We start from the raw sequence: 22,644 nt of genomic DNA on the forward strand, positions 1-22,644 counted from the left end.
CGTGAGCGGGCCCGCCGCCCCCGCCCGAACAGCACGCGCCGATCGCCCTTAGGGGACCCGAACCATGACCTCCCGCTCCACCCGCCACCAGGCCAGACGCCGTTCCCAGCACCGCCGCGTCAAGCGCATCGCGATCGGTACCGCGGTCGTCGTCGCCATCGCCGGATTCAACGGCCCCGCGCTCTACGGTTTCGCGTCGGCGAAGTACCACGACTACGAGATCAACCGGCCCGAGTACAAGGCCGCCAAGGGCCACTGGCAGATCGTCGACGTTCCCGAGAAGTACCGCATCAACACCATCCACGCCGCGCTGCTGAACACCGGCAAGGTGCTGCTGGTGGCGGGCTCGGGCAACGACGCGAAGAACTTCGCCGCCAAGAGCTTCCGCACGGTGCTGTGGGACCCGGCCAAGAACACCTTCAAGAACATCCCCACCCCCAACGACCTGTTCTGCTCCGGGCACAACCAGCTTCCGGACGGCAAGCTGCTGGTCGCGGGCGGCACCCAGCGGTACGAGACGCTCAAGGGCGATGTGAAGAAGGCCGGCGGGCTGATGCTGCTCTACAACGAGAACCCCGACCGCGCCAAGATGATCAAGAAGGGGACCCGCTTCACCGGCCGCGAGAACGGCAAGACCTTCATCTCCCAGAAGGCCGTCAACCTGCCGCCCGCGAAGAAGGTGAAGGACCCGGACACCGGCGAGGTCGGCACCGAGGCCAGCGTCACGCGCGTCTACGCCGAGGCGGAGAGGGAAGGTCGCGAGTACCAGACGGGCACGCAGGACAAGTACACGGTCAGCGGCCTGACGGGCTCCTGGAAGCAGAACGTCTACGGCATCGCGCAGAAGATGTCCTTCGACAAGAAGGACTTCCAGGGCATCAAGGACGCCTACGAGTTCGACCCGGTGGCGGAGCGCTACCTGACCGTCGACCCGATGCACGAGGCCCGCTGGTACCCCACCCAGGTCACGCTCCAGGACGGCCGGGTACTGACCGTCTCCGGACTCGACGACATCGGGCAGGTCGTCCCCGGCAAGAACGAGGTCTTCGACCCGAAGACGAAGAAGTGGCACTACCTGCCCGACACCCGCTTCTTCCCCACCTACCCGGGGCTGCATCTGATCGGCGAGAACCGCCTCTTCTACAGCGGTACGACAGCCGGCTACGGGCCCGCCGACAAGGGCCGCAAGCCCGGCATCTGGAACATCGAGACCAACGAGTTCACCGAGATCCCCGGCATGAGCGACCCCGACGTGCTGGAGACGGCGATGTCCGTGCCGCTGCCGCCCACCCAGTCGCGGAAGTTCATGGTGCAGGGCGGGGGCGGTGTCGGCGAGTCGCCCACGTCGTCTTCCAAGACCCGCATCGTCGACCTCAAGGACGAGGAGCCCCGCTTCCGGGACGGCCCCGACCTCTACGACAAGGTCCGCTACCCCAGCAGCGTCATCCTGCCCGACGACACGGTGCTGACCACCAACGGCTCGGGCCAGTACCGCGGCAAGAGCGACAGCAACGTGCTCAAGGCCGCGCTCTACGACCCGAAGGCCAACGCGTACGAGGAGGCCGCCGCGCCCCTCGTCGGCCGCAATTACCACTCCGGGGGCCTGCTGCTGCCGGACGGCCGCGTGATGACCTTCGGCTCCGACTCGCTCTACGCCGACAAGGCCAACACGAAACCGGGCCAGTTCGACCAGCGCATCGAGATCTACACGCCTCCCTATCTGAACAAGGGCAAGAAGCAGCCCGACCTCAGGGACGCCGGCGAGAGCCGCAGGACGGTGGAGGTCGGCGACCGCGTCTCCTTCCGGAGCGAGGACGCCGACTCGCTCGAGAAGCTCCGCCTGGTGCGGCCCGGCTCGTTCACCCACGTGACGAACGTGGAGCAGTCGTCGGTCGCGCTGAAGATGACCAAGTCCGGCGACGGCAAGGTGACGACGACCATTCCCGACGATCCCTCCCTGGTCACCCCGGGCTGGTGGATGGTCTTCGCCGTGGACGGCGACGGCATCCCCTCCAAGGCGCGCTGGATCAAGGTGGAGGTGGACCCGACCGCCGCGCACGCCACGGTCACCGCCCAGGATCCGGAGTAGGCCGCGGCGGGCCGGGCGGGGGTCAGCCCTTGGCGTTGCGGGCCAGTTGGAGAGCGTAGGCCGGCCACCACCGGCCGGCCGGGGGGCCGCCCTTGCACTCGCCGTCGGACTCGCCCGGACGCTTGATCCACAGGTAGGCGTCCACCCGCTCGTGGCCCGTCTCGACGGTCGGCGGCTCGCCCAGGGCGCGGCCCGGCGGGTTGCACCACGCCTCCTCGTCCCCGTGCGCGCCCTCCAGCGGTCCGTTGCCGTTGCGGCTGGTGTCGATGACGAAGGGCTTGTTGCCGACCTTGGGCGACAGCTCCTTGCCGTAGGCGATGTTCGAGGCCGTGGTCTGGTAGTTGGACACGTTCAGGGAGAAGCCGTCGGCCTCGGCGATGCCCGCCCGCCTCAGCGGCTCGACCAGGGCGCCCGTGTCGCGTATCCAGTCGGGGTTGCCCGCGTCCAGGTAGACCGTCGTGTCGGGGAGGCGCTTGAGCTCGGTGACGGCCTCGGCGAGCAGGCCGTAGCGCTCGTCGTGGAACTTCCGGGGGGTGCAGCCCTCGGCCACCACGTGGGCGAGGGCGTCCGGCTCGACGATCACCGTGGCCGCTCTGTCACCGATGCCCGCGACGACGGCGTCCAGCCACTTCCGGTAGGCCGCGGCGTCCTTCGCGCCCCCCTTGCTGTACTGCCCGCAGTCGCGGTGGGGCACGTTGTAGAGGACGAGCAGCGCGCTGCGGTCCACCTTCGCGGCGGCCTTGGTGACCCGTTCGGTCTGGCCGCGGGGGTCCTCGGTGCCGATCCACTCCGCCACCGGCTGCGCGGCGATCTTCTTCATCCGGGCGGCCTCGGCCGACTTCCCCTCCCGCTCGTACGAGGCGGCCTGGCGCGCGGCGTTCCCCGCCGGGTCCACCCAGTAGGGCGCCTGGGACTTGGGGCGCTGTCCGACGGTGGGCGAGGGCTCCGAGGAGGCGGACCCGCCGCCTTTCCCGTCACCGGACGAGGAGCAGCCGGCCAGCAGCAGGGCGGCGCCCGCGAGCACCGCGGCCAGTGCCCGCGCGCGGCGCCGGATGGTGGCGCCGCGCCGGCCGCGCGTCGCACGCGGCGGCCTGCGGCCGTGACTGCCGTACATCCGCTCCCCCTTGGTCCCCCGGCCTGGAGCCTCATGGTGCCACAGGGCCCACCGCCCGCGGTCGGCCTGTGGATAACGCGTGCAACCAGCGGTTCTCACCCGGCTGTTGCGTGACGGCCGCCGTCTGCTCGCGGCCCCGCTGCCCCGGCGGCGCCTGGCGGCGGGTGAGGAAGCGGCGCGGCGGGCGAGGAAGCGGCACGGCGGGTGGGAAACCGACGCGGCGGGCGAGCAGCGGCGGGGCACCGCTCGCCCGCGTGCCCCGCCGGTTCTCAGACCCGCTCGACCAGGTCGGCGATCGAGTTGACCACGCTGGAGGCGCGGAACGGGTACCGCTCGATCTCGTCGGGCCGGGTGAGCCCCGTCAGCACGAGGAAGGTCTCCAGGCCTGCCTCCATGCCGGCGCGCACGTCGGTGTCCATGCGGTCGCCGATCATGGCGCTCGTCTCGGAGTGGGCGCCGATCGCGTTGAGCCCGGCCCGCATCATCAGCGGGTTGGGCTTGCCGACGAAGTAGGGGTGCGCGCCTGTCGCCTTGGTGATGAGGGCGGCCACGGAGCCGGTGGCGGGCAGTGCGCCCTCCGCCGAGGGGCCGGTCTCGTCGGGGTTGGTGGCGATGAACCGCGCCCCGTCGTTGATCAGCCGGATGGCGCGGGTCAGGGCCTCGAAGCTGTAGGTACGGGTCTCCCCCAGGACCACGTAGTCGGGGTCGGCGTCGGAGAGGACGTAGCCGATGTCGTGCAGGGCCGTCGTCAGCCCGGCCTCTCCTATCACGTAGGCGGTGCCGCCGGGCCGCTGGTCGTCGAGGAACTGCGCGGTGGCCAGTGCCGAGGTCCAGATGTTCTCCGTCGGCACGTCGAGGCCGATGCGGGCCAGCCGCGCGTGCAGGTCCCTCGGGGTGTACATCGAGTTGTTCGTGAGCACCAGGAACGGCCGCCCCGACTCCTTGAGCCGCTTGATGAAGGAGTCGGCGCCGGGGACCGGGATCCCCTCGTGCATCAGCACACCGTCCATGTCGGTGAGCCAGGACTCGATGGGCTTGCGCTCTGCCACGGGTGGGCTCCTGCCGGGGTCGTGGTGGTCAGGGCGGCGGGGAGGACGTACGACGGTGTACGGGAACCGGCCGCCGCGCTCAGCGTAACCGCAGCGGCCGGTGCCGGTCAGCCGAGGCGGACGGCGTCCACGGCCCAGAACCAGGTGTTCTCACCGGCACAGCGGAAGCTGACGCGGGCGCGGGAGGCGCCGGCGGGCACGGCCAGTTCGATGGCCTCCTCGCGGGCGAGCGCGTCCGCGTCGTACTCCTTGACGACCTGGGGCGCGGTCCCGCCGTCGGAGTCGTAGGAGACGAGGACCTGGGCTGTTTGGCCGGGGTCGTGGGCGTAGTGGGAGACGAAGCGCAGGGTCGCCCGCTGCCCGCCGGTGACCGGCCACGCGGGGCTGAGCAGGGTGGAGTCGAAGGGTCCCCGCGCTCCGCCCCCGTCGGCCCACTCGTCCGGGTCGGCCACCGCGAAGACACCGCGGGCCCGGACGTTCAGCTCGCGGCGCTGGTCGCGCTGGGTGCGGGTCCAAAAAGCGTCGGTGGTGAACGACCAGCCGCGCCACTCGGTCATCCCGCCCGTGCCCATGCGGCTGTTGTCGACCCGCCAGCCGGGCGGCGGGGTGTGGGTGAAGCCGAGCACCCCGGGCTCGATGCCGTCCTCGTCCACCGCGCCCCGCAGCCGCTCGCGCAGGGTGTCGAAGGCGTCCTGCGGGCGCTCCCCCAGCGGCCTGCCGTCCAGGTCCCCCTCGGCGCGTGCGGGGATGCCCAGGTGGGCGAGCGCGGTGGCGGCGACGTCGACGAGGCGTACGTCCTCGCGGGTGGTGCCGGCTTCGATGCCCGCGCCTGTGGCCAGGACGAAGGTGGCGCGTTCGTTCGGGTCCGAGCCGCCGTGGCCGCCCGCGTCGGTGTGCCCGTGGTCGGCGGTGACCATGATCAGCCAGTCCTCGTCCGCGTACGTGGGCCGGGCCTCGACGGCGGCCAGGACGCGGCCCACCTGGGCGTCGGCGCCGGCGATCGCGTCCAGATATTCCTGACTGGCCCCGCCGCTGCTGTGGCCCGCGTGGTCGATGTTGTCCAGTTGGAGGAAGAGGGCGTCCGGCTGGGCGTCCCGGAGCTGGGTGACGGCCCGCCGGGTGGTGCCCTCGTCGTACTCGTCCGCCGGGGAGGCGTCCTTGCCGTCCACCTCGGCCGAGACGAGGGTGTCGGTGATGGGTGCCCACGAGGCCACCGCGTACGTGCGCAGGGAGGGCTTCGCCCGCTCGACGCGGGTGAGGAAGTCGGGGTGGGCGGCCAGGTCGGCGCCCTGGAAGCTGTTGTCCCGCACCTTGTGCTTGTCCGGCCACACCCCGGTGAGGATGGTGGCCCAGCCGGGCCCCGACTCGGTGCGGGCCATCGGCGAGGTGTACAGCGCCGAGGGCGCCGCCAGCCCCGCGGCGGCCAGCCCCCGCAGGTGGGGCGCCTCGGCCTCCTCGATGCGGTGCAGCATGGCGCCGTCCAGGCCGATGACCAGCACCTTCGGCGTGCGGTCCGCGGCATGGCCGGCCCTCCCGCCACGAGGGTCGGCAGCGGCGTACGCGGGGGAGGCCAGGGTGCCGGCGGCAAGTGACGCGGACGCTCCGGCCAGGAGGGAGCGACGGGAGATACCTCTGCTCATGCCTCTGCTCACGGGAGAACTCCTCGGGAAAGGGAGAGGGGTGGGTCCGGACCTGTTACCTTCTCGTCATCTGCCCCGGTGGTCCAGACCCCTGCGGCGACGCGGCTCGTCGTCAGCTGCCGGTGGCCCGCTTCCAGTCGGAGAGGTAGGAGTCGAGGTGGCCCGCCACCTCCTCCCAGTCCGGGCGGAAGATCTCGACCCCCTTCATCAGCGCCGCCAGCTCCTTGGCCTGGTCGTCCCGCGCCTCGATGTCGTCGCGCACGGTGAAGCCGCCGCCGATCGAGGAGACCTCCCGCTGGGGCCGCTCACCGAGGAGGAAGTCCAGCAGCTTCTTGCCGTTCTGAGTGTGCGGGCCGCCCTTGACGAGACCCGCCGTGTACGGCAACGCGAACGTGGTGGGCTTCGCGCCCTTCTTCGCGGCGGGGAAGAAGATGCCGAGGTGCGGCATGGTCTCGGCCTGTGCGTAGTTCATCTGCACGTCGCCGTTGGCGACCAGCAGCTCCCCCTTGTCCACTTTCGGGGCGAGCTTGCTGGTCGAGGAGGAGGGGCCGACGTTGTTCTCCTGGAGCGCACCCAGGTACTCCATCGCCTGCTTCCGGCCGCCGAAGTCGTGGATCGCCTTGATGAGCAGCGCCGTTCCGTCACCGGCCACGCCCGGTGACGAGTACTGCAGCTTGCCCTTGTACTTCTGGGAGAGCAGCTCGTCCCACGTCGCGGGCGGCTCCGGCAGTTCCTTCGTGTTGTGGATGAACCCGAAGTAGTTGTTGACCAGCGGCGTCCAGTGGGCATCGGCCGGGCGCTCCCCCTCGGGGATGTGCGCGGCGCCCGCGGGCTCGTACCTGCTCAGCAGGCCCTTGCTGTCGGCCTGCTGGATGAACGGCGGGAGGGTGACCAGGACGTCCGCCTGGGTGTTGTTCTTCTCCCGGTCGGTGCGCTGCACCATCTCGCCGGAGCCGCCCTCGACGTACTTGACCTTGATACCGGTCTTGCGCTCGAACGCCGCGAACTGCTCGTCGTACCAGCCGTTGCCCCGCTCGCCCTTGAGGCCGTCGGCGCTGTAGACGGTGACCACCTTGTCGTCCCCCGCGGCGGCCGGACCCGTGCCCCCGCAGCCGGAGAGGGTCAGCGCGGTCAGCGGAAGCACGAGCGCCACCGGGGCGTACCTGGAGAAGCGGAGGTGAGGGGACATGGAGAGGTGAACCTTTCGCAAGACGGGAGAGCGGCGAGGGGCCAGGGGGACGGGACCGTCCCAAGGGGCCTCAGCGGTAGGAGGCCTTCGTACGGACACGGGAGACGGCGAACAGCACCAGTGACGTGGCCGCCATCAGCACCACCGCCAGCGCGGACCCGGTGAACAGCGATCCCCGGTCGGTGGCGGCGAAGATCTGCACGGGCAGCGGCATCCAGTCCGGCGGGTAGAGCATCATCGTGGCGCTCAGCTCCCCCATCGACAGCGCGAAGCACAGGCCGGCCGCCGCCGTCAGCGACGGCAGCAGCAGTGGCAGCTTCACCCGCCACAGCACGTACCAAGGGCGCGCTCCCAGCGAGGCCGCCGCCTGCGCGTAGGCGGGGTCGAGCCGGGTCAGCGCGGCGGACACCGACTGGTAGGCGAACGCGGTCACCAGCACCGTGTGCGCCAGCATCACGATCCACCGGGTGCCGTTGAGCAGCACGGGCGGTTGGCTGTACGCCACCAGGACGGCCAGCCCCACCACCACGGAGGGCACCGCGACCGGCAGCATGAACAGCGCGTCCACCAGGCGGCGGCCACGCCGCCCCAGGGACGCCGCCGACAGCGCGGCCCACGTCCCCACGGCCAGCGCCAGCACGCTCGCGAGCAGCGCCGTCTGCAAGGAGACGCTCAGCGCCGCCAGCGACTCGCCCCTGGTGGCCGTCGCGTAGTGCCCGCCCGTGGGGCCCGAGGGCAGCGCGCCGCTCCAGTTCGTGGACAGCGACGCCGTGGCGATCACCAGCAGCGGCAGGGCGAACAGCGGGACGAACACCACCGCGAAGCCGGCCCACACCGCCCAGCGCCCCTTACGCGTGTGCACGAGCACGACGGCTGCTCCTTCCGGTGAGGAAGCGGTAGAGGCCGTAGAGGCCCACGGAGAGGACGACGTTGACCGTGGCGACCACACACGCCGAGACGTAGTCGGACTCCAGGATCGCCTTGCTGTAGACCAGCATCGGCAGCGTCACCACGTCCTTCGCCCCCGTGAACAGCACGATGGCGAACTCGTTCAGGCACATCACCAGTACGAGCGCGCCACCCGACATCAGCGCCGGGTACGCCTCGGGCAGGATCACCCGCCGGACGATCCGCGCGGGGCGCGCCCCCAGGGAGGACGCGACCTCCAACTGCGCCGTCTCCACCTGTGCGAACGCAGCCAGCAGGGGGCGCATCACGAACGGGGTGAAGTAGGTGACCTCCGCCAGCAGCACGCCCCACGGGGTCGTCAGAAAGTGGAACGGCCCCTCCTGGGCCCCCGTCACGCCCGTCCACAGCCCGTTCGCCATCCCCACCGTGCCGTACAGGAAGAGCAGCGCGAGCGTGATCAGGAACGAGGGGAAGGACAGGAACACGTCGATGAACCGCGCCACTGACCTGCTGCCGGGGAACGGCACGAACGCGACGACCAGCGCGAGGGCGAACCCGATGACGACGCAGCCGAGGGTGGCTCCCACGGCGATGGTCACCGTCGTCACCAACGCGTCGACGAACGCCTCGGAACCGAACACCTGCCGGTAGGCCGCCGTTCCGCCCGAGAAGCTCTCGCGCACCATCAGTGCGAGCGGGTGGAGAAAGAGCACGCCCAGCACGGCGAGGGGCGGAAGCGCCCACAGCCAGGTGCGTCCGCCGGGCGCGTACGCTGCGCGCCGCTCGCGTCCGTACCGCTCCCGAACGCGTGGCCGTGCCGGCCGGCGCACGGCGTCGGTCTCAGTCATCGAGCAGCACTCCGTCCTCCGCCGCGAAGGACACGGCGGCCCGGTCGCCGACGGCGGGCGGCGAGGCCGACTCGGGGACGTCGGCGACGACCTCGTGCCCGTCGACGTCGACGGCCACGCGGTGGGTGGCGCCGCGCCACTGGACGGCTGTCGCCACACCGCGCAGCACGTTGGCCCCGCCGTCCCCGAGGGCGACCCGGTGCGGACGGACGCACAAGGTGGCAGACTCACCGCCAAAGGCCCGCCCCAGGGTGGCGACCCGCAACTCGGCAGCGCCGAACCTGACGGTGTTCCCGCCCGCCCTGGTGACCGGCAGCAGGTTGGCCGAGCCGACGAAGGACGCGGTGAAACTCCCCCGTGGCGCCCGGTAGAGCTGCCGCGGGGTGCCGACCTCCTGCAGCCGCGCCCGGTCCATGACGGCGACGCGGTCGGCCAGGGTCAGCGCCTCCACCTGGTCGTGGGTGACGTACAGGACGGAGACGTCGGGCAGTTCGCGGTGGAGGCGGTCCAGTTCGGCGAGCATGCCGGACCGCAGCCGCGCGTCCAGCGCGGAGAGCGGTTCGTCGAGCAGCAGCACTCCGGGCCGTACGGCCAGTGCGCGGGCGATGGCGACGCGCTGCTGCTGCCCGCCGGACAGTTCGCGGGGGTAGCGGCGGGCGTAGCCGCCCATACCGACCATGTCCAGCGCTTCGGTGACGCGTTCGGCCACCTGTCCGCGCGGTGTCTTCCTGGCTTTGAGTCCGAAGGCGACGTTGTCGGCGACGCGCATGTGCGGGAAGAGCGCGTACTGCTGGACGACCATGCCGACGTCCCGGGCGTGGGGCGGCAGGTCGGTGACGTCGCGGTCGCCGATCCGCACACGTCCGCCCGCCGGGCGGACGAATCCCGCGACGGCGCGCAGGGCGGTCGTCTTGCCCGATCCCGAGGGGCCGAGGAGGGCCATGACCTCGCCGGGTTCGACACTCAGGTCGAAGTCCTCCAGGACCGGGGTGCCGTCGTAGGCGACGGTCACCCGGTCGAAGCGGATACCACCGGCCCTGTGCGCGCTGGTGTGCTCAGGCATCCGGGCGCTCCAGCGAAGACAGCAGCTCGGGCAGACGGGCGACGGAGTCCAGCACGTGCGTCGCCCCGGCCTCGCGCAGCGCCTCCGTACCGTGCGCCCCGGTGAGCACGCCCGCCACCACGCCCGCGCCGGCGCGTACGCCGGAGCGCATGTCGTACACCGTGTCACCGACGACGGCGACGCGGCGCACGTCGTCGGCCGCGCCGGTCCGCAGCAGCGCGGCGAGCACCAGGTCGGGGTGGGGCCGTCCACGCCCCAGCGGGCCGGTGTCGGCGGGGCACAGGGTGGCCGCGACCAGCTCGTGCCAGCCCAGCGCGGCGAGGATGGCGTCCTGGGTGGCCCGCGCGAAGCCGGTCGTCAGCACGACGGTGCGCCCGGCGGCGCGCAGCCGTTCGATGGCCTCGCGGGCTCCGGGTACGGGGGCGCAGTGCCCGTCGGCCACCAGCCGGCCGTAGGCGTCCTCGAACGCGGAGTTGGCCTGCCGCGCCCGCTCCTCGTCGCCGCCGGCCAGGTGCCGGAAGACGGAGATCTTGGACTCGCCCATGGTGGCGCGGACGTGGTCGAGCATCCTCGCGAACGCCGGGGTGCCGGGTTCGGTTCCCAGGCGCGTCGCCGCCGCGCCGAACGCCTGCTCGACCAGTCCGTCGTCCGCGACGGTGGTGCCCGCCATGTCCAGCACGACCAGCGTGGTGGCCGCCGTGCCCACCATGTCCGGCGCCCGGTCCTTCGGTGTCACTGTCGTCAATGTCCTCACCAGCCCAGCTCGTCGGCGGTACGTTCGGCGATCGCGGGCGAGCAGGTCATGCCGCGCCCGCCGGGTCCGGTCACCAGCCACGCCGAGGTCCGCTCCGGCACGGGCTGTCGCAGCACCACACGCCCCGGCTCGGTGCACTGCGCGTACACCCCGGCCCAGCGCCTGCGCACCGGCGGCAGCGCGCGCCCCAGCAGCCGTTCGGCGACGGCGGTCAGATGCCGGTAGGGCTGCTCGTCCACGTCGAAGGCGAACGGCGTCTCGTACTCGTGGGTGTCGCCGATGGTCAGGGAGCCGTCCGCGCGCTGCACCATCAGCAGCTGCATCCGGTGCTCGGCGGCGACGGGCGGCTGCGGCTGGGCCGCCGCCAGCGCGTCGAGCGCGGCGCCGCCGTAGGCCGGGTAGTAGCGGAAACTGTCCGCGTCCGCGACCGCGGTGGTCAGCTTCTCGTCCAGAGGTTCGGTCTGCATCATCTGCAGCCGCACCCGGCGCACCGGCGGCTCGGGCAGCAGTGCGCGGACCAGGCCGCCCAGCCAGGCGCCGGTGCACAGCACGACGGCGTCCCCCTCGTGCAGTTCGCCGCGGTCGTCCCGGACCGCCGCCGTGGGACCGGACGGCAGGTCGCGGACCTCGCGCCCGCCCAGGAACGTGTAGCGGCCCCCCGCACGCTCGCGCAGCGCCTCCTGGAGGGCGCGCTGCGCGGGGCGCGGCTCGAGTGCCGCGTCCCTCTCGCACCACAGCCCGCCCAGCAGCGCGCTGCCGCGCAGCGCCGGATTGAGCCGCCTGACCTCCTCGGGCGTCAGCAGCGTGTAGCCGCGCCGGGCGGCGTCGGGGCGCGCTGCGGCGGCCCGGGCGACGGCCAGTTCGGCCTCGGTGGTGACGGCCGTCAGAGAGCCGCAGGCCCGGAAGCCGAGTGCGGGAACCTCCTGACCGATCCGCTCCCACAGCTCCCGGGCGCGCAGCGCCGCCTCCAACTCGGGGCCTTCCGCCCTGCCGCCGACCCACACCAGGCCGAAGTTCCGCACGGAGGCGCCGCGGGCCGCCTCCTCCCGCTCGATGTGCACGACCTCGTGACCGCGCTGAACCGCCTGCCAGGCGTGCAGGGACCCCAGCACGCCCGCTCCCACCACTATGACTCGCATGACCGCGACCCTTCCGGGCCCCGGTGACCCGGGAACGACCGCCGGGTGAACGGCCCGGCAATTCTGGTCCGGACCCGTTATGTTTCCGTGATCAGCTCTCGGGTGGCCTCCGCGCGGCGCCGGTGTACCCGCCGGAGCCCGCGGGGCGGCGTCACCCCTCCAGCCGCACCGTGAAGCTGAAACGGTCGCCGCGGTAGAGCAGCCGCACCCGCTCCAGCGGAGCCCCCTCGGCGTCCCGGGAACGCCGGTGGATCAGGAGCATCGGCAGCCCGGGCGGCGTTCCGACCAGCAGCGCCTCCCGCGGCGTGGCGAGCACCGTCTCCAACCGCTCCTCCGCCTCGCCGAACCGGATCCCCAACCCCTCCCGCAGGTACGCGTAGAAGGACGAGTCGGCCTCGAAGTCCCGCTCCAGATCAGGCACCCGCTCGACCGCGACGTACGTGGACTCCAGACCGACCCGCTCGTCGTCCGCGAACAGCAACCGCTCCAGGTGCCAGACCGCGTCCCCCTCGGCGATTCCGAGGTCGGCGGCGAGCGCGGCGGGGCTGGGATGCCGGGTCAGACCGACCAGCGTGCGCCCCGGCACCCGGCCCTGACGGCGGACGCCCTCGGTGTAACTGGCCAGGGCGAGCGGCTGCGCCAGCTTCGGCCCGGCCACGACCGTGCCGCGCCCGGCGCGCCGCAACCGCCCCTCCAGCAGCAGTTCACGCAGCGCCTGGCGCACCGTCTCGCGGGACACCTCGTGGTGCAGCGCCAGTTCCCGCTCGGTGGGCAACACGCCCCCCTCGCCCAACTGTTCCAGCAGCGGAACGAGCCGCGCCTTGAGCCAGTAGTACTTGGGGACCCGCCCGTGCTCGGGGATGCCGGCCCGCACGGGCGCGGCCCCGTCGGCGGGGATCTCGTAGGGTGCGGAGCTTTCGCGCGAGGTAGCCACCTCGGCATCCTCGCAGGGTGCGCACACGCCAGGCGGAGCGTACTCGGCCTCGGCGCACACTCGGCCTCGGGGCCACCCCGTATCGGGGCGCGCTCAGCATCGGGGGCCGCCCCACCTCGGGCCGCCCGACGTCGGGGGCCACCCCATGCCGGGAGCCACCCCATGTCGGGGGCCGCCGCATGTCGGGGGCGCGCTCCGTGTCAGGGAGCACCCGGCCTCGGGGGCGCACCCCGTATCGGGGGCGCGCTCCGCCTCGGGGGCGCGCTCAGCATCGGGGGCGCACCCCGCCTCGGGGGCGCACCCCGCCTCGGGGAGCACACGGCACCCCGCGTACTCGACCTCGTGGCGGGCGGTGCGTGCCCGCCCGCACCCGCTTTGCAAGGGTGGGGGCATGAACCGCATGGACACCTCCCCCTCGCCGCTCCGCGTCGGCCTGCTCGGGTTCGGCCTGGCCGGCTCGGTCTTCCACGCCCCGCTGATCGCCACGACGCCGGGGCTGGCCCTGGACACCGTCGTCACCTCCGACCCCGAGCGGCAGAGGCACGCACGGGAGGCGGGCGCCCCGGGCGGTGGCCAGGTGCGGACACTGTCCTCGGCCGACGACCTGTTCGCGGACCCGGACAGGCTCGACCTGGTGGTGATCGCCACGCCGAACCGCACTCACGTGCGGCTCGCCCACCGCGCCCTGGACGCGGGGCTGCCCGTCGTCGTCGACAAGCCGCTGGCCCCCACCGCCGCCGAGGCCCGCGAACTGGCGGCCAAGGCCGAGGCGAAAGGGTTGCTGCTGGCCCCGTTCCAGAACCGGCGCTGGGACAACGACTTCCTCACCCTGCGCTCCCTCCTCGCCGAGGACGCACTGGGCGAGGTCCAGCGCTTCGAGTCCCGGTTCGAGCGCTGGCGGCCCCGGCCCAAGGGCGGCTGGCGCGAGTCGGGCGACCCTCAGGAAGTGGGCGGCCTCCTCTACGACCTGGGCAGCCACCTCGTCGACCAGGCACTGACCCTCTTCGGACCCGCCGCCTCCGTCTACGCGGAGTCCGACGTACGCCGCGCCGGCGCCGAGGCGGACGACGACACCTTCATCGCCCTCACCCACGAGAGCGGCGTCCGCTCCCACCTGTGGATGAGCGCCACCGCGGCCCGGCTCGGACCCCGCTTCCGAGTGCTGGGCAGCAGGGCCGGCTACGTCAAGTACGGCCTCGACCCGCAGGAGAACGCGTTGCGCGAGGGCGCGCGTCCCTGCCAGGGCACGCCCTGGGGCGTGGAACCCGAGGACGCCTGGGGCACGTTGGGCGCGCTGGAGGACACCCGCAAGGTCCCCACACTGGACGGCGACTACCCCGCCTTCTACGACGCGGTCGCGACCGCACTGCGCGAGGGCACGCCCCCGCCGGTGACGGCGCACGAGGCGGCAGCCGCCCTCCAGGTCCTGGAAACGGCCCGCTCCTTCACCCGCGCCCGCACCATGTGAGGCCCCGGACACGCCACGGGCCCCCCGAGGAGACCGCCGGCTCACCCGGGGGCCGCCCGCTCACGCGGACTTCATCACCTGGCGCTGCCGGCCCAGGCCGGCGATCTCCAGCTCGACGACGTCGCCCTCACGCAGGTAGGGCTTGGGCTCCGGCTGTCCCATGGCGACGCCCGCGGGGGTGCCGGTCGAGATGACGTCACCCGGATACAGCGTCATGAAGTGGGAGAGGTAGCGCACCACTTCGGCGACGGGGAAGATCTGATCCGCGGACGTGCCGTCCTGGCGTATCTCGCCGTTGACCCACAGCCGCATCGTCAGCGCCTGGGGGTCCGGCACCTCGTCCGCGGTCACCAGCCAGGGGCCCAGCGGGTTGAACGTCTCGCAGTTCTTGCCCTTGTCCCACTGGCCGCCGCGGTCGATCTGGAAGGCCCGCTCGGACACGTCGTTGGCGATCGCGTATCCGGCGACGCAGGCCAGCGCCTCCTCGTGGGAGGCCAGATAGCGCGCGGTCCTGCCGATGACGACGGCCAGCTCGACCTCCCAGTCGGTCTTCTCGCTGCCGCGCGGGATCAGCACCGTGTCGTCGGGCCCGACGACGGTGTCGGGCGCCTTCATGAAGACGATCGGCTCCTTGGGGATCGCGGCGCCCGTCTCCCGCGCGTGGTCGTGGAAGTTCAGCCCGATGCACACCACCTTGCCGATCCCCGACAGCGGCGGCCCGACCCGTGCGGCTCCGGTCTCGGCGCCCGCGGCCAGCTCGGGCAGCCGCCCGGCGGCAGCGGCTTCGCGGACCCGCCCGAACGCGGCCTCGTCCGCGAGCAGCCCCGCATCGATGTCGGGGACGATCCCCGACAGGTCTCGCAGGGTGTTGTCCTCGTCCAGCAGCGCGGGGCGCTCAGTCCCCGCCGATCCGACGCGCAACAGTTTCACGTCGCTCTCCCTCCCAGGCGAATCAGCTGATCCTCCAAGAGCCCGTTCAGAACCACAAGACCGCGTTCACGTACTGGACCGTAGCCTCGGCTTCCGCTTCCCTCCACTTCCCTTCCGCTTCCCTTCCGGCTCACTCCCGGGTGCGCTCCCGGCCCGCAGCGCCGTCCGGCGGAGCCGAACAGGGCGTGCTCCAGCAGGGCGTCGCCGTGAGGCGCCGCCCGGCGGGGGCACCGCCCGGCGGGGGCGTCGGATGGTGGGGCGGCGGATGGTGGCCCTCCCGGGGCGCGTCAGGCGTCAGGCCGCGGCGAGCCGGCCCACCAGCAACTCCACCCGCCGTTCGGCGTCTCCCGGCGGCAGCCGTCCCGCCCGGGTCAGGGTCGCCAGCCCGTGCAGGGCCGCCCAGACCGGACCGCGCGGGTGGCGTCCTCCTCAAGCCCCCAGCAAGTGGGCCACCGTGTGGATCGCGAGGCCGGCCAGGGAGCCGACGACGGTGCCGTTGATACGGATGAATTGCAGGTCGCGGCCGATGTGGGCCTCGATCTTCCTGGAGGTGTGCTCGGCATCCCAGCCGGCGACGGTCTCCGAGATGAGCGAGGTGATCTCGTCCCGGTAGCTGGTCACCAGGTGGACCGCGGCGCCCTCGATCCAGCCGTCCAGCTTGTCCTGGAGCCGCCCGTCGGACGCCAGGCGCTGTCCCAGGGACAGCAGTGCGGCACGGGCCCGCACCCGCAGTTCGCTGCGCTCGTCCTCGGCCGCGGCCACCAGCATCGACCGCACGGCCCCCCACACGGAGGCGATCAGGTCCTGCACCTCGTCGCGGGCCAGCGTCTCGTTCTTGAGCCGTTCGACCCGCGCGCGGGTGTCGGGGTCGGAGCGCAGGTCGGCGGCGAAGTCGGTGAGGAAACGGTCGACGGCGCCGCGCGCGGGGTGGTCGGGCATGTCCCGCATCTCGGTGACGAAGCGGAGCAGTTCGCGGTAGACCCGCTCGCCGATCTTGCGGTCCACGAACCGCGGCGTCCAGCCGGGCGCCCCGCCGGCGACCGCGTCCATGACGGAACCGCCGTGCTCGTCCAGCCACTCCGCCGCCCGCGTGCACACCAGGTCGACGACGCGGCGGTGGCCACCGTCCGCGACGATCTTCTCCAGCATCGTGCCGAGCCCCGGCGCCACCTCCTTGGCCGTGGCGCGGCGGGTGATGGCCTCACTGACGACGGCCTGCACGTCCGCGTCCCGCAGCACGGTGAGCGCGCCGCGCAGCGCCGTGGACAGTTCCGCCGTCACACGGTCGGCGTTCTCCGGCTGGGCGAGCCAGGACCCGAACCGGTTGCCGATGCCGACGGCGCGCAGCCGGGTGCGGACGACGTCGGCGGACAGGAAGTTCTCGCCGACGAAGTCCCCGAGGCTCTGCCCCAGTTGGTCCTTCTTGGTCGGGATGATGGCGGTGTGCGGGATGGGCAGCCCCATCGGGTGGCGGAAGAGCGCCGTGACGGCGAACCAGTCGGCGAGCGCGCCGACCATGCCGGCCTCGGCGGCAGCCGCCACATAGCCGGTCCAGGCGCCGGCGCCCGCGTGCCCGGCCCAGGTGGCCAGTGCGAAGACGGCGGCCATCAGCAGCAGGGCGCCCGTCGCGATGGCCTTCATGCGGCGTACGCCGCGCCGCCGTTCCTCGTCAGCCGCGGTGAAGCCCCCGGGCCCGCTTCCGGAACCGCCGAGCCCACCGCCCGCGCCGTGGGACGCGCCCCCGGCGCCGCCGGACCCGCCACCGGGGTCCGCAGGCGCGCCACCGGAACCACCGGACCCGCCACCGGGGTCGCCGGGCCCACCACCGGAACCACCGGACCCGCCCGCGTCGCTGCCGCCGCCCTTCGGGGCCACAGGCGGGGGCGGACGGCGTGCGAGGGCGCCACCGTCCGCCGGGTCTCCGGCGTCCGGGGAGGGGTCCGGACCACCCGATCGGCTCAATGCGCCGTGTCCGCTTCCCCCGCGGTCCGCACGGCGTACGGGTCCCCCGGAAGCGGGACGGCCGCGTGTGACGGCTCTCACGTGGGCATCATCATGACCAAGCAGCTCGCCCTCATTTGTCCGTTCCATCCGCTCCCACCGTCCCCGTGGACACCCCTGATCACCGCCCCGCCCCCCGGTCCTCGGCCCGGTTCGCGGAGTGTCATTCTCCCTCTCCCGGAACCGAGTGGAACGGACGGCGGCTCTTCCGCGTCTGTCTGATCGGCAGCATTGAAACAACATCGACTACGACCCGGTGCCGCGCCGGAACGACCCTTCCCCAGCCTCCGGCCGGGAGGTGTCCCAGACCCCGGAGCGCACGCCCCCCGGAGGGCGCCATGCCCCTTTCGTGGGATCATGGCACCGCCGACCGTCCGGAGCCGGGGCTCCGTCCAGTTCGAGGAGAACCAGCGCGCGTGACCAGGAACATGGGCTATGCCCTGCTCGCCGGACTTGCGGCGATCGTGGTCCTCGTGTCGACCGCGATATTCATCGGGGCGGGCAGCGGCGAAGGGGGACTGGGCGAGGACTCGCCGCAGTCCCGTAACCCGGCGGCTCCGGCCTCCTCGGGCCAGTGGGTCGGCACCTGGTCGGCGGCCCCGGCCGCGGCCGAGCCGCGCAGTCGCGACGGCTTCGCGAACATGTCGATCCGGAACGTGGTGCACACCGCCGTGGGCGGCACCCAGGCGCGCATCCAGCTCTCCAACCTGTTCGGCAACCGCCCGCTGACGATCTCCCACGCGACCATCGCCCTGGCCGCGGCCCCCAGCAACCCGACGGCCGCGGCCGGCAGCATGCGCCGCCTCAGCTTCGGGAACAAGCCCTCGGTCACCATCCCGGCCGGCGGCGAGGTCACCAGCGACGCGGTGCGGCTCAACGTGCCGCACGCCGCCGACCTGCTGGTCACCACGTACTCGCCCACCCCCTCGGGGCCTGTGACCTACCACCCCTACGCCCGGCAGACCAGCTACGTGGCCGCGGGCGACCGCACCGAGGACACCTCCGGCACCGCCTTCAACCAGCAGAGCCCGTACTGGCGGTACCTGACCGCCGTCGACGTGTGGAGCAACGAGACCGACGGCGCCGTGGCAGTGCTGGGGGACTCGATCACCGACGGCATCACCTCCAGCCCCGGCGCCAACCACCGCTGGACCGACTTCCTGGCCGAGCGGCTGCGCACCGAGCGGGGCGCGCCCCGGCTCAGCGTGCTGAACGCAGGCATCAGCGGCAACCGGGTGCTGGTCGACGGCAGCAAGTTCTCGCCCAACAACGGTCCGAGCGGGCTGACCCGCGTCAACCGCGACGTGCTCTCCCGTACGGGCGTGAAGGTCGTCGTCGTGGAGATGGGGCTCAACGACATCATCAAGCCGCCGCGGCAGCGTGATCCGGCCAAGATCGTGAACGGGCTGCGGGACCTCGTGCGCCAGGCGCACAGCCGCGGGCTGCGGGTCGTGGGCGCGACGCTGACGCCGTTCGGCGGGCACCGCGGCTACACGCCCCGGATGGACGCCGTGCGCCGGGCGGTCAACGAGGAGATCAGGGCCGGCAAGGTGTTCGACGCCGTCGTCGACTTCGACGCGGCACTGCGGGACCCCGCGCATCCCGAGCGGCTGCGTGCGGCGTACGACTCCGGTGATCACCTGCACCCCAGCGACAACGGGTACCGGGCGATGGCCCAGGCGCTCGACCTGCAGGTACTGAAGGGGTCGCGGCCCGCGAAGCTGTGACGGCCGCCATCGCCGTGACGGTCTCCGTCGCCGTGTCGGCCACCGTCGCCGTGACGGCCGCCATCGCCGTGACGGCCACCGTCGCGCGGGGCGCCTCAGCGCGCGTACATGCTGGCGATCACGTCCTCGATCGCCGGTTCGCGCAGGGAGAGGTCCACCAGCGGGTAGTCGGCCGCGATCCGGGAGACCAGCGGCGCCGCGCTGGCCGTGGCGGGGAAGGTGAGCCACTGACGCGGGCCCTCGGTGCGCACGGTGCGGGCCCCGGGGACGCCCTCGATCGGTGGCAGCTCCCTTTCCAGGTCCACCACCAGGGTGCGTTCGCCGCGGCCCACCTCGTGCAGCCCCGCAAGAGCCCCGTCGTACATCAGACGCCCGTGGTCGATGACCACGACCCGCTCGCACAGGTGCTCGATGTCGCTCAGGTCGTGCGTCGTCAGCAGCACGGTCGTGCCACGCTCCGCGTTGAGGTTCAGCAAGAACTCCCGCACCCGCGCCTTGCTGACGACGTCCAGCCCGATCGTCGGCTCGTCCAGGTACAGCACGTCCGGGTCGTGCAGCAGCGCGGCCGTGATGTCACCGCGCATCCGCTGCCCCAGCGAGAGCTGCCGTACGGGAACGTCCAGCAGCCCGTCCAGCTCCAGCAGCTCCACGCAGCGCGCCAGATTCTCCTCGTAGCGGGCCCGCGGGATGCGGTACATGCGGCGCACCAGGCCGTAGGAGTCGCGCAGCGGCAGGTCCCACCACAAGGTGGTGCGCTGTCCGAAGACGACGCCGATGCGGCGCACCAGGCGGGTGCGGTCCCGCGCTGGATCCACCCCGGCGACCCGCAGCCGCCCGCCGCTGGGCGTGAGGATGCCGGTGAGCATCTTGATCGTCGTCGACTTGCCGGCCCCGTTGGGCCCGATGAATCCGGTCATCTCGCCGCGCCGCAGCGCGAAGGAGATCCCGTCCACCGCGTGCACCTCACTGCTGGTGCGGCGCAGCAGCCCGCTCCTGCGCCGCACCCGGAAGGTCTTCCGCAGATCCGTCACGTCGATGAAAGCACCGTCCGTATCCCGCACGGCCCCGCCCGCGTCCTCCTGCACGACTTCCCGCCCCTCCTGTGACTCGTCGGCTTCCCCTGCGGCTCACCAGCCACGTCCGCGGCTCGTCAGCCACGTCTGCGGCTCGTCAGCTGCCCGTACTGCGGTAGGAGCGCAGCCCCGCCCGCCACACCAGTGCCGTGCCCGTGCAGCACAGCAGCGCCACGGCGGGCGCGGCGAAGTCCACCCAGCCGGGCAGGCCCAGCGGGTCGTCACGGCCGAGCACCCGCAGCGCGGGCAGCCAGTTGACGAAGGCCAGCGGCACCACGAACGTCACCCCGCGCACCAGCTCCCTGCCGAAGACGGTGGGCGGGTACTGCAGCAGCGTGGTGCCGCCGTAGGTGAAGGCGTTCTGCACCTCGGAGGCGTCCTGCGCCCAGAACTGGAAGGCGCCGCCGAGTACGAACAGGCAGCCGAAGATCAGGCAGCCGCACAGCACCATCGACACGGTCATCAGCACACTGGCCACCGTCCAGTCCAGCTCCAGCCGCGTCATCGACCAGCCCAGTACGAGCGCCCCCTGGACGATCCGTCCGAGCCTGCGCAGCGCGAACCGGTCCGCCGCGATCTGGCTGAGGACGGGCACCGGCCGTGTCAGCAGGACGTCCATGGTCCCGTCGCGCACCCGGCGGCCGATCCGCTCCCCCTCCCCCAGCAGCAGGTCGGCCAGGCCGAAGGAGACACCGGAGGTGCCGTAGAGAAACGCCACCTCGGCGAGCGTGAAACCGCCCAGCGCGTCCACCTGCGAGAACATGATCATGATCGCGGCGAAGTCGAGGAACGTCGTCGCGAAGTTGGCCACCAGCATCATCGCGAACGACGCGCGGTACGCCATCGTCGAGCGGACCCACATCGCCGCGATGAAGCCGTACGCACGCAGCCCCCAGGCCGCGCGGCCCAGCGCCCGGCGCACCGGCAGCCCCCGCTCCGGCGTCCGGCGCCCCACCGCGACCGGCTCAGCCACCCTGCACCACCACCTTGCGCGTCGCGGCCGACTGGAGCAGCCGGCCCGCGGTCAGCAGCACGCCGGCCCACGCGAGCTGGAAACCGAGCCCCGCCGCACCGCCGGCCCCGCTCTCCCCCAGCAGCACGTCCGCGGGCACCTGAAGCGTGGCGGCCCACGGCAGCCAGCGCACCACCTCGCCGAACACGCCGGGGAAGACCGTCAGCGGCAGCAGCATCCCCGAGAAGAACACGCTCAGCAGGGTCGACAGGGCGCTGAGCCCCGTCGCGTCCAACAGCCAGAAGCCGCACAGCGCGAACAGATAGCGCAGCGCGAAGCTGACCACCACCGCCAGGAACACGGCGCACAGGAACAGCAGCCAGACTGCGGGAGAGGACGGCAGCGTCAGCTCGAAGGCGAAAGCGCCGACGGCCATCGGGACCAGGCCGCGGCCCAGCAGCTGGAAGGCGGCCCGCCCCAGGTCGGAAGCGAACCACCACAGCTGGAGGTCGACGGGCCGGTAGAGGTCGATGGCGACGTCGCCGTTCCTGACGCGTTCGTGGAACTCGTCCTGGAAGCCGCCGCCCATCAGCGCGGCGGTGGCCAGCATCGCCTGCCCGATCCACACGAAGGTCAGCGCCTGCGACTGGTCGTAACCGCCCAGGTGTGGACGCTCGTACCACAGAGCGATGAACGTATAAGCGAGAATGAAGCCGAAGACGGTGTTGGTGAAGACGCCGGCCGCCGTGGCGACACGGTAGGTGGCGTAACGCCGGAAGCCGCTCGCGGCCACGGCGAGATTGAGACGGAGCAGATGCATCCTTTCGAGCTCCTCCACCGTCTTTCCAGTAGCACTTCCGTGCGAGAACCGAGCGCGGGCCAAGCGCTGGAGCCTAGCCCGCCGGACCGGTGGCCAGCCACCGCATATCCACAGGGCCCGACCGCGCCCTGGGCTCGGTCTGCTGCACGGAAGCTGCGAAAGTGCTCTACGGGGCGTACGACGCATCGCCCGCCATTGGACGAGGAGTCCCTGCAAACATGAGTGACGAGCCGAACAGCGACGCCGAAGGCCGAGAGCCGGAGTCGGACGGCCCGCCCGAGAAGAGCCCGGCCCAGGGGGACACTCCGGCCAAGAGGGAGCAGCCGGGCAAGCCGGCCGGCCCCGCGGCGAACCCCGCCCCGAAGCGGACCGCCCGCGGAGCGAAGTCCGGCCCCCGCAGCCCGGCGCCCGTGTCCGCGCCCGCGTCCGCGCCGGGCGTTCGCCCGAACGCGGGGGACTCCAGCGGCAGCGGCACCCCCGGCGACAGACCCACCCCTGACGAGGGCGACTCGGGCGCCTCAGCCGCTCCGCACGCCTCGGGCGACTCGGGTACCTCGGACGCCTCGGGCACCTCGGGCGACTCGGACGCCTCCGACCGGGGCTCGACCGGCGAGGACGTCTCCGCCGCGCGGACGTCCGAAGAGGGCACCTCCGACGGGGCTGCCTCAGACGGGGCCGCCTCTGACGAGGACACGTCCAGCTCGGGTACCTCCCGCTCGCGTGCTTCCGGCTCGCCTGCTTCCGGCAGTGGCGCCGCGTCCGGTGACGAGTCGGCCTCGGGCAAGGGCGGAACCGCCGGCGGCGAGCGCCCTGACGGCGGTGGGCCCGACAGCGGAGTGCCTGGCGGCGGAGTGCCCGGCGCGGGCGAGGCGCCCGGTAAGAGCCGCATCCCGATGACGAGCAGTTCTCCCGGCAAGAGCCGCATCCCCACCACCAGCAGCACTC

18 protein-coding genes and 1 pseudogene are annotated in these 22,644 nt (G+C 72.6%); 3 read left to right on the plus strand and 16 right to left on the minus strand.

Translation table 11 applies throughout. The annotated features are described in order from the left end of the window. Window positions 1-64 precede the first annotated feature (64 nt). On the plus strand, window positions 65-2,089 hold the full coding sequence (locus AB8Z75_RS02715; RefSeq protein ID WP_369199718.1) for a galactose oxidase-like domain-containing protein: 2,025 nt from the start codon (window positions 65-67) through the stop codon (window positions 2,087-2,089). Between the two features lie 22 nt (window positions 2,090-2,111). Here AB8Z75_RS02715 and AB8Z75_RS02720 read toward each other — a convergent pair whose 3' ends face one another. The 10 genes from AB8Z75_RS02720 to AB8Z75_RS02765 form a co-directional block, all read right to left on the minus strand. Beyond that, window positions 2,112-3,203, minus strand: coding sequence for a glycoside hydrolase family 6 protein (locus tag AB8Z75_RS02720; protein WP_369199719.1), 1,092 nt, complete (start codon window positions 3,201-3,203; stop codon window positions 2,112-2,114). A gap of 269 nt (window positions 3,204-3,472) precedes the next feature. Then, window positions 3,473-4,252 (minus strand): HAD-IIA family hydrolase, encoded by a 780-nt coding sequence (locus AB8Z75_RS02725; RefSeq protein ID WP_114024486.1) that lies wholly within the window; start codon window positions 4,250-4,252, stop codon window positions 3,473-3,475. Window positions 4,253-4,359: 107 nt separating this feature from the next. Beyond that, on the minus strand, window positions 4,360-5,892 hold the full coding sequence (locus tag AB8Z75_RS02730; RefSeq protein WP_369199720.1) for an alkaline phosphatase family protein: 1,533 nt from the start codon (window positions 5,890-5,892) through the stop codon (window positions 4,360-4,362). Window positions 5,893-6,004: 112 nt separating this feature from the next. Next, the gene (locus AB8Z75_RS02735; protein ID WP_369199721.1) at window positions 6,005-7,081 is read right to left on the minus strand and encodes a 2-aminoethylphosphonate ABC transporter substrate-binding protein; all 1,077 of its coding nucleotides are present in this window, start codon (window positions 7,079-7,081) and stop codon (window positions 6,005-6,007) included. A gap of 70 nt (window positions 7,082-7,151) precedes the next feature. Beyond that, window positions 7,152-7,949 carry an ABC transporter permease subunit gene (locus AB8Z75_RS02740; protein WP_369199722.1) on the minus strand — a complete coding sequence of 266 codons (798 nt, stop codon included), beginning with the start codon at window positions 7,947-7,949 and terminating at the stop codon, window positions 7,152-7,154. Further along, entirely contained in the window at window positions 7,930-8,838 is a 909-nt protein-coding gene (locus tag AB8Z75_RS02745) for a 2-aminoethylphosphonate ABC transporter permease subunit (RefSeq protein ID WP_369199723.1), read from the minus strand. Before AB8Z75_RS02745 ends, AB8Z75_RS02740 begins: the two co-directional genes overlap by 20 nt. Beyond that, on the minus strand, window positions 8,831-9,901 hold the full coding sequence (locus AB8Z75_RS02750; RefSeq protein WP_369199724.1) for an ABC transporter ATP-binding protein: 1,071 nt from the start codon (window positions 9,899-9,901) through the stop codon (window positions 8,831-8,833). The genes AB8Z75_RS02745 and AB8Z75_RS02750 overlap by 8 nt, the downstream gene beginning before the upstream one ends. After that, window positions 9,894-10,610, minus strand: coding sequence for a phosphonatase-like hydrolase (locus tag AB8Z75_RS02755; protein ID WP_369199744.1), 717 nt, complete (start codon window positions 10,608-10,610; stop codon window positions 9,894-9,896). The genes AB8Z75_RS02750 and AB8Z75_RS02755 overlap by 8 nt, the downstream gene beginning before the upstream one ends. A gap of 41 nt (window positions 10,611-10,651) precedes the next feature. Continuing rightward, window positions 10,652-11,794 carry a TIGR03364 family FAD-dependent oxidoreductase gene (locus tag AB8Z75_RS02760; protein WP_369199725.1) on the minus strand — a complete coding sequence of 381 codons (1,143 nt, stop codon included), beginning with the start codon at window positions 11,792-11,794 and terminating at the stop codon, window positions 10,652-10,654. A gap of 151 nt (window positions 11,795-11,945) precedes the next feature. Then, window positions 11,946-12,728 carry a GntR family transcriptional regulator gene (locus AB8Z75_RS02765; protein WP_369199726.1) on the minus strand — a complete coding sequence of 261 codons (783 nt, stop codon included), beginning with the start codon at window positions 12,726-12,728 and terminating at the stop codon, window positions 11,946-11,948. A 391-nt stretch (window positions 12,729-13,119) separates the two neighbouring features. Between AB8Z75_RS02765 and AB8Z75_RS02770 the strand changes: the two genes are divergently transcribed. Then, a complete protein-coding gene (locus tag AB8Z75_RS02770) occupies window positions 13,120-14,196 on the plus strand; it encodes a Gfo/Idh/MocA family oxidoreductase (protein ID WP_369199727.1) in 1,077 nt (358 codons plus the stop codon). A 60-nt stretch (window positions 14,197-14,256) separates the two neighbouring features. Here the strand turns inward: AB8Z75_RS02770 and AB8Z75_RS02775 are convergent, their stop codons facing one another. The 3 genes and pseudogenes from AB8Z75_RS02775 to AB8Z75_RS02785 all read right to left on the minus strand — a co-directional run bounded on the left by AB8Z75_RS02775 (window position 14,257) and on the right by AB8Z75_RS02785 (window position 17,001). Continuing rightward, on the minus strand, window positions 14,257-15,126 hold the full coding sequence (locus tag AB8Z75_RS02775) for a fumarylacetoacetate hydrolase family protein (protein ID WP_369199728.1): 870 nt from the start codon (window positions 15,124-15,126) through the stop codon (window positions 14,257-14,259). Window positions 15,127-15,420: 294 nt separating this feature from the next. Then, a pseudogene (locus AB8Z75_RS02780) lies at window positions 15,421-15,528 on the minus strand (TetR family transcriptional regulator); the annotation flags it as partial. Between the two features lie 27 nt (window positions 15,529-15,555). Further along, complete coding sequence (locus AB8Z75_RS02785; RefSeq protein WP_369199729.1) at window positions 15,556-17,001, minus strand: DUF445 domain-containing protein; 1,446 nt, start codon at window positions 16,999-17,001, stop codon at window positions 15,556-15,558. Between the two features lie 554 nt (window positions 17,002-17,555). Here AB8Z75_RS02785 and AB8Z75_RS02790 point away from each other — a divergent pair. Further along, entirely contained in the window at window positions 17,556-18,854 is a 1,299-nt protein-coding gene (locus AB8Z75_RS02790) for an SGNH/GDSL hydrolase family protein (protein WP_369199745.1), read from the plus strand. A gap of 95 nt (window positions 18,855-18,949) precedes the next feature. Here the strand turns inward: AB8Z75_RS02790 and AB8Z75_RS02795 are convergent, their stop codons facing one another. The 3 genes from AB8Z75_RS02795 to AB8Z75_RS02805 all read right to left on the minus strand — a co-directional run bounded on the left by AB8Z75_RS02795 (window position 18,950) and on the right by AB8Z75_RS02805 (window position 21,699). Then, complete coding sequence (locus AB8Z75_RS02795; RefSeq protein ID WP_369199730.1) at window positions 18,950-19,939, minus strand: ATP-binding cassette domain-containing protein; 990 nt, start codon at window positions 19,937-19,939, stop codon at window positions 18,950-18,952. Between the two features lie 85 nt (window positions 19,940-20,024). After that, a complete protein-coding gene (locus AB8Z75_RS02800; protein WP_369199746.1) occupies window positions 20,025-20,789 on the minus strand; it encodes an ABC transporter permease in 765 nt (254 codons plus the stop codon). Window positions 20,790-20,892: 103 nt separating this feature from the next. Beyond that, window positions 20,893-21,699, minus strand: a complete 807-nt coding sequence (locus AB8Z75_RS02805) for an ABC transporter permease (protein ID WP_369199731.1) — start codon at window positions 21,697-21,699, stop codon at window positions 20,893-20,895. Between the last annotated feature and the right edge of the window lie 945 nt (window positions 21,700-22,644).

The organism is Streptomyces sp. PU-14G (genome assembly GCF_041028275.1).
Classification (GTDB): Bacteria; Actinomycetota; Actinomycetes; order Streptomycetales; family Streptomycetaceae; genus Streptomyces.

What these genes read in the sequence shown, in the direction of transcription:
- AB8Z75_RS02715 (WP_369199718.1), top strand. Translation starts at nt 65, where the DNA reads ATGACCTCCCGCTCCACCCGCCACCAGGCCAGACGCCGTTCCCAGCAC.
- AB8Z75_RS02720 (WP_369199719.1), bottom strand. Translation starts at nt 3,203, where the DNA reads ATGTACGGCAGTCACGGCCGCAGGCCGCCGCGTGCGACGCGCGGCCGG.
- AB8Z75_RS02730 (WP_369199720.1), bottom strand. Translation starts at nt 5,892, where the DNA reads ATGAGCAGAGGTATCTCCCGTCGCTCCCTCCTGGCCGGAGCGTCCGCG.
- AB8Z75_RS02735 (WP_369199721.1), bottom strand. Translation starts at nt 7,081, where the DNA reads ATGTCCCCTCACCTCCGCTTCTCCAGGTACGCCCCGGTGGCGCTCGTG.
- AB8Z75_RS02745 (WP_369199723.1), bottom strand. Translation starts at nt 8,838, where the DNA reads ATGACTGAGACCGACGCCGTGCGCCGGCCGGCACGGCCACGCGTTCGG.
- AB8Z75_RS02750 (WP_369199724.1), bottom strand. Translation starts at nt 9,901, where the DNA reads ATGCCTGAGCACACCAGCGCGCACAGGGCCGGTGGTATCCGCTTCGAC.
- AB8Z75_RS02755 (WP_369199744.1), bottom strand. Translation starts at nt 10,610, where the DNA reads ATGGTGGGCACGGCGGCCACCACGCTGGTCGTGCTGGACATGGCGGGC.
- AB8Z75_RS02760 (WP_369199725.1), bottom strand. Translation starts at nt 11,794, where the DNA reads ATGCGAGTCATAGTGGTGGGAGCGGGCGTGCTGGGGTCCCTGCACGCC.
- AB8Z75_RS02770 (WP_369199727.1), top strand. Translation starts at nt 13,120, where the DNA reads ATGAACCGCATGGACACCTCCCCCTCGCCGCTCCGCGTCGGCCTGCTC.
- AB8Z75_RS02790 (WP_369199745.1), top strand. Translation starts at nt 17,556, where the DNA reads ATGGGCTATGCCCTGCTCGCCGGACTTGCGGCGATCGTGGTCCTCGTG.
- AB8Z75_RS02800 (WP_369199746.1), bottom strand. Translation starts at nt 20,789, where the DNA reads ATGTGGGTCCGCTCGACGATGGCGTACCGCGCGTCGTTCGCGATGATG.
- AB8Z75_RS02805 (WP_369199731.1), bottom strand. Translation starts at nt 21,699, where the DNA reads ATGCATCTGCTCCGTCTCAATCTCGCCGTGGCCGCGAGCGGCTTCCGG.